Source organism: uncultured Legionella sp. (assembly GCF_937871865.1).
GTDB lineage: Bacteria > Pseudomonadota > Gammaproteobacteria > Legionellales > Legionellaceae > Legionella.
In genome coordinates this window covers 1-6,781 of the sequence record NZ_CALMPD010000302.1, presented here as the reverse complement: position 1 = coordinate 6,781, position 6,781 = coordinate 1, and the positions used below count along the sequence as shown (strand labels likewise).

The following is a 6,781-nucleotide window of genomic DNA, read 5'->3' as shown; positions in this document are numbered from 1 at the left end:
GCCTCCCACAATTAATTTAATTCAGAGGCGACAACTTTCCTGAAATTGGGGGTTAACATCATCGATAGAATGTTTTGAGCGCATAGAATCCTTTGAACAAATAGACAAAGAAGAAGTACGAGAGCAAAATCTGATATCCTTTTTTAATGCAAAAACCATACGTAAGAAAATCAACGCCGAGAGAACAAAACTCGAAGAAAATGAATCCAATTATGTTTTAATCAACGAGCCTTTCTTTACTATATGAAAATATACTATATTTATAGAAGTAAGCAGAACATGGTACAAATGAATTGATACAATACAAACCAAGGAAGGTAACATTTTGTCCCCAAATAACATTGATGTGCTTATTGTTGGTGCAGGTCCGGTAGGCTTATTCTGTGCAAATGAGCTAAATCGGCATGGATTAACATGCCGCATAATCGATAAAAAAAACCATATTAGCGAGAAATCAAAAGCTTTGGGCATCCATATTCGTACACTAGATGTTCTGCAAGATAGTGGATTTATCAAAGAAATACTGATGCAAGGTCACCCCGTAGAAGGAGTGGTATTGAAATCAAATGCCAAAATTCTGGCAACGGCTTCATTTGCAGATATTGAAGCAAACCGACATTTTTTAATTGATCTTCCACAAAATAAAACAGAAGCCATCCTGTATCAAAGCCTGGAACAAAAGGGAGTAAGTGTAGAATGGAATAACGAATTAACGGATGTAACACAGACCTCCACTGAAATAACTGCCACAATACAAAAACCAAATAATGAAATTGAATCAGTTAATGCCCATTGGCTTATTGCCTGTGACGGAGCACACAGTAAAGTAAGACATCAATTAAATGCTGAATTTAAAGGGGATGAGTATAAAAAAGCATGGTGGTTGGCTGATGTGTTAATGGATTGGAATGTATCCGATAAACATATGTCGATATACATTCATGAACGCGGTCCCGTAGCTTGCTTTCCAATGGGAAACAAACGCTACCGGCTGGTAATGACGGCTCCGAAAAACTCTAAGGACGATCCTACATTAGATGATATTGCTTATGAGTTCAAACAACGCAGTTCAGATGCGGTGGTGTTTACAGATCCTATATGGCTGAGCCAATTTACAATTCACCACCGCCAAATTCAACAATACCGACATAATCGAATTTTCTTCGCTGGAGATGCAGCTCATATCCATAGCCCGATGGGAGGGCAAGGATTAAATACCGGGATTCAGGATATTTATAATCTGGTATGGAAATTAGCATTGGTAGAAAAAGGTAAAGCAAAACCCGAGCTATTAGACAGCTATCATGAAGAGCGCTTCCCTATAGGACATGCCGTACTAAAAAAAACCGACAAGATGACACGATTAATTGAACTGGAAAATCCTGTATTAATGAGACTCCGCAATTTATTGATTAAATTTCTCTTTTCTGTACGAACAATAAGAAATTTTATAATCCGAGATACAGCAGAGCTTTTAATTTCTTATGCAAAAAGCCCTATAGTACATCATTCAGGGAATGCCAGACATTTAATACCAGGGGAATATCTGCCAACATTTGAGTTAATGAATCCTATGAGCAATCGTCTGACAACCAGTACGACGATCACTCAAGGAACCGAGCACCATCTTTTTTTATTTGCTGGAATGAACAATAAAAAAACAAACAAATTAATTAAAATTGCTAACGCTATAATGAACAAATACCATTCCTCAGTAAAAGTTCATTTAATTTTTATCAACAAATCGGATCTGACCCATACGATAAGTAACCAATGGATAGATGAACAACAACAGATTCATAAATTGTTTAAGCTAACAAAACCAACGTTGATCTTAGTCAGGCCAGATAAATACATCGGTTTTTTACAAACACCAATTAATAGTAAAAAATTGATGGCACAATTGTATTTACTTTGAAAAAACAGAGAAAACATCAGGTTCTGTACTGGAATCCAAGCACAATAAACTCAAATTCCAACGAATAATCATAAATCCCATCAAATTTACACATTAACCTCAAGTTGCATTGCGAAATTAAATCAGATGCTTAATAATGATTAGATTACCGATTTTAGGAGTGAAAATGACACTCAGTGCAACTAATACACGAATCTTAAGCCTGGGATTAATGATTTGCTTTTTAAGCAGTTGCTTTCATCCACCATATAATAATTTCAAACCCGATCAGCGTATGGCACGCAGGGCAGGAACAGGTGCTGCAGCAGGTGGAGTTGTAGGCGCTGTTGCCAGCGGAACAGTAGCAGGTACTCTGCTTGGCGGAGGCATTGGAGGAGCAATTGGAGCAGTTTCAGGAGCTTATAAAGATTCAAAGCCTAAAATAATTAAAGACTTAAAAAAACAGGATATTGAATTCATTCAATATGGCGACACGATGACCCTTATTGTGCCTACGGACAAATATTTCATGTTCGCCAGCCCAAGACTTAATGAACTATGTTATCCAGGGTTAAATAACATAATCAGACTATTAAAACTTTATCCGAAAAGCCCAATATATGTGGCTGGATTTACTGATAATGTTGGTTCTCGTTATCACAAAAGAATGCTCTCCCAGGCTCAAGCAGAAACCATGCTCACGTTTCTATGGGCAAATAACATTTCAGCATCCCAGCTGAAAGCCGAAGGGTATGGAGACAAAAATGCGGTATCGGATAACAAACTGATTCATGGAAGTGCACAAAACAGACGCATTGAAATTCAATGGTTTACTGGCTTGGTAGCGCAAGCAGAACCACAAATTGTTTATACAAAATAAGGTTAATTAATGCGTTCAAGATTTATTGGCGGTGTTCTACTCATTGTAGGAACGTCTATCGGTGGCGGTATGCTCGCTCTTCCTGTTGCAAATGCTGCTACTGGTTTTTGGCAATCATCCCTATTCCTTTTCATCTGTTGGGCCTTTATGACCATCGGTGCATTTTTCATTCTTGAAGCAAATCTGTATTTGCCTAAAGGAAAACATATGGTTTCAATGGCTGCAGCTACTTTGGGCAAATACGGATTGCTCGCAGCCTGGATAAGCTACCTTTTTTTATTGTATACCCTACTCTCGGCTTATATTTCAGGTGGATCAGATGTGCTAAACAGTTTGCTGATTAAAACAGGAGTTCATCTGAATGAATGGCAGGCAAGCACCCTATTCACTCTGCTCTTTGGATTAATAGTATACGGTGGTATTTACTCTGTAGATTTTGCCAATCGGGCCCTGATGTTTGGTAAATTAGCTGTTTATGTCTTACTCGTTGTTTTAATTGCCCCCCATGTTGAGCTACATCATTTTAATCATGGAGAAATGAAATATATTGGAGGGACAATTATGATATTGATTACCTCTTTTGGCTTTGCCATCATCGTGCCCAATTTAAGAGAATATTTTGATGATGATATCAAAACCCTAAAAAAGGTAATCTTTATTGGTTCTTTAATACCGTTAATATGTTATTTAGCCTGGGATGCAGTGATTATCGGATCGCTTCCTTCAGAAGGCCCCCAAGGTCTTAAACATTTAATGAGTAACCCGCACACCACCAGTGCATTAGCCGGTTTGCTTTCAGATAAGGTCCAAAATCCCATTATAAGTGGATTATTTAATTTCTTTACCTCTATTTGCATGCTGACTGCATTTCTTGGTGTATCTCTGTGCTTATTTAGTTTTCTCGCGGATGGATTAAAATTACGTGAAAAAGGAGCCCATGGATATGGTTTATTCCTATTAACCTTTCTCCCTCCATTAATCATTGTTATTTTTTATCCCGGTGCTTACATTCATGCCCTAAATTATGCGGGGATATTCTGCATCATTTTACTACTACTTTTGCCGGCACTAATGTGCTATTTTGGCAGAAAATACTATAAATCAGTATTCATGGTGCCCGGTGGCACAATGTCTCAGGGTGTTGTAGTTGTTGCATCAATAGCCCTGTTGATCCATGAGTTTTGGGGGATTATGACTTGAAAATTAACAACCAGCTCTACCTTAGGTCCTGTTGACAATTTTCGAATCACAATGTATCATTGTGTTCTATATTTATACTGTTTCGGATAATAATAAGTGCTCAATTCAAAACTAATTGGCGGTGTATTACTCATCGTTGGAACATCCATTGGCGGCGGCATGCTTGCGTTACCAGTGTCTACAGCTGAAGTAGGATTTAGTAACTCCATTTTTTTCCTGTTTTTCTGTTGGCTGATAATGACTGCAGGCGCTTTATTAGTGCTAGAAGTAAACGTGAGGCTTCCCGCAGGAAGCAACATGATTTCCATGGCTAAATCAACTCTTGGTTTACCTGGACAAATTATTGCCTGGATTACCTATCTGTTTCTTTTATACACCCTGCTGTCTGCCTATATTTCTGGTGGAAGTGATGTATTTAGCAGTCTTTTGCATAAAATCAATATAGATTTACCTAATTGGCTAACTTCATTAATTTTTACTGCTATATTTAGCCTGATTGTTTATAAGGGCATACGTTCAGTAGACTATGTAAATCGTGGTTTAATGTTCGGCAAGTTAGGTGTCTATATTTTACTGGTAGCCATTATCAGTCCTCATGTATCAACAGAAGGTCTGGTTGGTGGTTCTGCCCGTGCGTTTACCGGCACACTGATGATACTGATCACTTCTTTTGGTTTTGCATCCATAGTTCCAAGCCTCCGGGATTATTTTGAGGATGATATCCGTACTTTAAGACGTGTGATCTTGTTCGGCTCTCTAATCCCCTTATTTTGCTATATCGTTTGGGATGCCGTTATTATGGGTGTCATATCTCGTGAGGGAGATAATGGCTTAATGGCCTTAATGAGCTCTGAACACGCAACCAGCGGGCTTACAGAAGCGTTGAATCAATCAGTACAAAGTCAATGGATTAGTGGATTTTTCGGATTTTTCACCTCCATTTGTATGGTTACTGCATTTCTTGGCGTTTCATTAGGTTTATTTGATTTTCTGGCCGATGGATTAAAATTGAAAAAATCAGGCAATCAAGGCAAATACACCTTGGCGCTTACCTTTCTCCCACCATTAGCCGTAGTCCTGATCAATCCAGGAATTTACTTACATGCATTAAGTTATGCAGGAGTTTGCTGCGTTATATTACTGCTTTTGATGCCAGCGATAATGGCCTGGAAAGGACGGCAAACATGTGTATTAGAACGCTCAGAAGGCCACATGGTGCCCGGTGGTACTATCAGTTTAGCCTTAATTGGTTTAATTGCCATAGGCTTACTTTTTATCGCAATTAAATATTGATATCCCCTTTGCTAAGGAATTTCTGTATCACAAGTAGCCAGATGAAGTGTGACGCGCGTAATCCGAGCTACTTATGATGAGCTCCGTTAGCCTGGAGGTATCCATGGCTCATCTGTATTAATATCGGATTCTGCCTCAATATCATAGCAATAAGATGTACTATTGATTGAAAAACCGACAAAAAATGAGCTTATCTCTGCTTTAAAACAAGAGTTCTTCTGTTTTTTATTTAAAAAATAAGCGATACTGCATGCAAAACAAATACTAGTTAATTTCATGACTAAAATAAGACCCTTTCTGAAATGGGCAGGAAGCAAATACAATTGTCTTGATCAAATTCTCTCCTCTCTTCCAGCAGGAAAAAGATTGATTGAGCCATTCTCCGGCTCCGGAGTTGTTTTCATGAATACCCATTATTCGTCCTATCTTTTAGCTGAAAGTAATCCTGATCTGATTAATATTTTTACCACCCTCCAGCATAAAGGAGAGGTGTTCATCGATTATTGCAATCAGTATTTTCAACCTGAAATGAACTGTAAAGAACATTATTACCGTCTGCGAGAAACCTTCAACCAACTGAATAAATCTCAGAAAAAAGCCGCTGTATTTCTTTATTTGAACCGTCATGGATATAACGGATTATGCCGATACAATTCTAAAGGAATCTATAATGTTCCTTTTGGACTTTATACCAAGCCTTATTTCCCCCGTGAAGAAATGTTGCTATTTCATCAAAAAAGCAAGCAGGCACAGTTTATTCATAATGACTTCAGAAAAACATTTGCCTTGGCTGTACCCGGTGACATCATTTACTGTGATCCACCTTATGTTCCCATATCAGAAAACACCAAACCACTGCCTTACACTCAAAAAAAATTTGCAGAACAAGACCAGATCGAATTAGCTGAATTAGCAAAGAAAACTGCAGCCAAAGGCATCCCGGTAATTATATCGAATCATGACACTCCTTTTACTCGCAAACACTACGAACCTGCCGAAATTAAAAGTTTTCCCGTATCAAGATGGATCAACTGCCAGGCAAAACTACGGCAACCAGTAAAAGAATTAGTTGCAATATTTAAATAATTTGCAACCATCTAGAATGAATTATTTCAGCAGAGGTTTTGAAATATAGCCCCCCTGCTTTCCGACAATTATCTTAAGTCATTGAACAAGAACGGACCATCAAGGCTCCTATCATTTGATCTATTTCCGTAGGTATGTCTTCTTTTAGATGCTCTGAATGATGCTTATTAAAAATGCTTACTGTTTGGACTAATTTACGGGAAATTGAATCATTATTAAAATTCCTTTCATCAGAAAATGATTGTAATAAATTAGGGAGATGAGTAGCTAATTGCTTCAGGCTTAATTTTGCTAATAATAATTTAATTACAGCTTGCTTATCAGGTTCATAATATACCCCACCTTGAAAAACCTCAGTTATAGCCGTTCCAAAATCTACCCTATTATTCTCAATGATAATTTTAAAAAGTGGAATAATGCTGTTT

Annotated in this window: 7 protein-coding genes; 5 read left to right on the top strand and 2 right to left on the bottom strand. The window is 37.8% G+C overall.

The window, feature by feature from the left end; all coding sequences use genetic code 11:
* Positions 1-325: 325 nt before the first annotated feature.
* From Q0495_RS16375 to Q0495_RS16360, 4 genes are all read left to right on the top strand, one after another.
* The gene (locus tag Q0495_RS16375) at positions 326-1,918 is read left to right on the top strand and encodes an FAD-dependent monooxygenase (protein WP_298628292.1); all 1,593 of its coding nucleotides are present in this window, start codon (positions 326-328) and stop codon (positions 1,916-1,918) included.
* Between the two features lie 166 nt (positions 1,919-2,084).
* Complete coding sequence (gene cmpA / locus Q0495_RS16370; RefSeq protein ID WP_298628289.1) at positions 2,085-2,777, top strand: C-OmpA-like family protein CmpA; 693 nt, start codon at positions 2,085-2,087, stop codon at positions 2,775-2,777.
* Between the two features lie 9 nt (positions 2,778-2,786).
* Entirely contained in the window at positions 2,787-3,977 is a 1,191-nt protein-coding gene (locus tag Q0495_RS16365) for an amino acid permease (RefSeq protein WP_298628287.1), read from the top strand.
* Between the two features lie 96 nt (positions 3,978-4,073).
* Positions 4,074-5,270 (top strand): amino acid permease, encoded by a 1,197-nt coding sequence (locus Q0495_RS16360; RefSeq protein ID WP_298628285.1) that lies wholly within the window; start codon positions 4,074-4,076, stop codon positions 5,268-5,270.
* An 86-nt stretch (positions 5,271-5,356) separates the two neighbouring features.
* Here the strand turns inward: Q0495_RS16360 and Q0495_RS16355 are convergent, their stop codons facing one another.
* Positions 5,357-5,548 (bottom strand): hypothetical protein, encoded by a 192-nt coding sequence (locus Q0495_RS16355; protein ID WP_298628283.1) that lies wholly within the window; start codon positions 5,546-5,548, stop codon positions 5,357-5,359.
* Here Q0495_RS16355 and Q0495_RS16350 point away from each other — a divergent pair.
* Complete coding sequence (locus tag Q0495_RS16350; RefSeq protein ID WP_298628280.1) at positions 5,547-6,356, top strand: Dam family site-specific DNA-(adenine-N6)-methyltransferase; 810 nt, start codon at positions 5,547-5,549, stop codon at positions 6,354-6,356. The genes Q0495_RS16355 and Q0495_RS16350 overlap by 2 nt on opposite strands.
* Before the next feature lie 73 nt (positions 6,357-6,429).
* Here the strand turns inward: Q0495_RS16350 and Q0495_RS16345 are convergent.
* Positions 6,430-6,781, bottom strand: a 352-nt coding sequence (locus Q0495_RS16345; RefSeq protein WP_298628277.1) for a hypothetical protein, incomplete at its 5' end; no start/stop codon positions are given.